2 protein-coding genes are annotated in these 2,275 nt (G+C 61.0%); both read right to left on the bottom strand.

The features are described from left to right. Positions 1-86 precede the first annotated feature (86 nt). A complete protein-coding gene (locus QJT78_RS50360; RefSeq protein WP_240537888.1) occupies positions 87-1,832 on the bottom strand; it encodes a methylmalonyl-CoA mutase subunit beta in 1,746 nt (581 codons plus the stop codon). A gap of 110 nt (positions 1,833-1,942) precedes the next feature. After that, a partial coding sequence (locus tag QJT78_RS50355; protein WP_281460834.1) for a biotin/lipoyl-containing protein occupies positions 1,943-2,275 on the bottom strand: 333 nt, incomplete at its 5' end.

The following is a 2,275-nucleotide window of genomic DNA, read 5'->3' as shown; positions in this document are numbered from 1 at the left end:
TCAGGCGGCGAAAAGCCGAAGGCAATCCTGTGCGCCTCGTCAGACAAGATGTGCGGCCGCATCAATCGGGCCCAAAAGCCGCACTCTCACGAATAGGACGGGCTAGCTCCGACTTGCTGAAGCGCGTGGGCGGAGATTTCGGCGCGCTCCGCATAGATCTTATCGCTGGAGCAAAGGCAGGCAAGTTCGGCACCAGATCCCGTGAATGCGAGGGCAAGCTCGGCTGGGTCGGCGAAGCCGGCGCCGTCGATAGCCTCAATTCCTCCCGCTTCGAAGAAGCTCTTGGCGAATGTCGCGCGGGCCGTAAAGTCGGTCGGTGTGCCGAGATTAGCAAGAAACACTCGCGGCCGCGCGCCGAGTAGCTTCAATATCGCATCGGACTTATCGCGGAGCGATTCGAAGGGTTCCGCAAGCCGGATCGGCGGCAGTGCGTCGAATACGAATTTCTGATCAAAGCTAGGCGGAAGAGCCATCGGTCTTACGCTTAGTACCGCCGCTGCGCCTTCGCCAAGGTTTGCGAACTCACTCACTCCGGTCAGCGGGTCGCTGCGTTTCGCGAGATTTGCACGGCGCGCTGTGCGTGTAGCTGTGATCTTCGCCTGAAGCGTTCCTTGCTGTAGAGCGGCAAAAATGCCGCCCGCATTTTCAGTCTCTTGAAAACTCCTCCAGGCCGCGTCGCAAAGCTCCGTTGTTAGCGCCTCAATGCCGCCAGCACCTGAGGCAGGATCGCTAACCTTGGCAAGATTGCTTTCCTCCAGCAGCAGAAGCTGCGTGTTGCGGGCCACGCGCCGGGCAAACGAGTCTGGAAGGCCGAGCGCCAACGTGTGCGGCAGAACTGTGATCGCATTGGCACCGGCGATTCCCGCAGAGAATGTCGCCAAGGTAGCGCGCAACATGTTTACGTAGGGATCGCGCCGGGTCAACATGCGCCAGGACGTGTCAGCCGCAATGAACAGCGGCCTCGGCGCCACACCGCACGCCGATTCGATGCGCGCCCAGAGGAGCCGCAACGCGCGGAATTTAGCCATAGTCAAAAACTGGTCGGCGTCAGCAGTGAGTCGCGCATAGATCATACTTCGCGCTTGATCCAGCGGAATGCGCGCCGCCTCCATAGCGTGCAGATATGCCACGCCGCAGGCGAGCACAAAGGCAAGCTCCTGCACTTCTGAGCCGCCGGCGTCATGAACGATACGCCCGTCGCTCGCGGCAAACGGCCCCTTGAACCCCAGCGTTACAAGCCCTTTGATCGTGCTGGCAACGTTCCGTGCGATTTCTTCCCAAGTGTATGGACTGCGTCCGCTTAGGGCGCACGCGCCCAGCGGATCGAGCCCAAATCGAATGTCGCAGACGGCAGGATCGAGACCGACCGACTTCACATATTCCGCAACATGGATCGCGGTCTTACGCCCGTCTGTACCAATTTGAAGTTCAATCCCGATGCCGGCATCAAGGTGGACGTCCTTTAAAGCTTTGGCGACGGCACCTGCCGTTTGATCGAGACCGAACCCGCGGCTGCAGTTGGCGCCGGCAAAGACGAGCGCCAGGCCCGTCGCCCCATTCTCCAGATCGTGAAGGGCCTGCCTATTGGCCGTCACCGCGTCTGGATGATCGATGCGCTGTATGATCTGCCAAGGCGCCGCGGGTGCCCGCCCGTCGACTAGTGCAATGTCTTTCGCGCGGAGATAAATCGGCTCGATTCTCAAGTCGTCGTACGTCCTACCAATCAGCTTTTCGAACGGCGCTCCCTTTAGCACGCCATCAACCAGCTTGTGCCAGTCCTGGCGTGAAGCAGGCGCAAAGCCCGATGCCAATGCCAACCGTTCGGTTTTCATCAAGTCCACCTAATCCCAAGTGACGCCGAGCTGCCCAACATGACTTCTGCCTGGAAGTAACCGGAATTCCTGCAGACAGGCTGCCCATCTCAGGTCGCCTCTTGCGGTGTTCAGGAAAACTCCAAAATCAGCGCGTCGACCGCGAGCGTCGCACCGGCACTGGCGTGGATCTTCTTCACGGCGCCGTCTTGCTCGGCGCGCAGCACGTTCTGCATCTTCATGGCTTCGACGACCGCGAGCGTCTCGCCGGCCTTGACCTCCTGCCCCTCCGTTACCGCGATCGAGACGATCAGCCCGGGCATCGGACACAGCAGCTTCTTGCCGGTATCGGCGGCCGTCGTCACCGGCATCAGCCGCGCCGAGGTTGCTTCCGCCTCGGTCCAGACATAGACCGGCACCTCGACGCCCTGATGCGCAAGGCGGATGCCGTTGGCGATCGGGCG

Origin of the sequence: Bradyrhizobium sp. Mp27, assembly GCF_029953005.1 — a bacterium.
GTDB classification, from domain to species: domain Bacteria; phylum Pseudomonadota; class Alphaproteobacteria; order Rhizobiales; family Xanthobacteraceae; genus Bradyrhizobium; species Bradyrhizobium barranii.
This window is presented reverse-complemented; position numbering and strand designations above follow the sequence as displayed.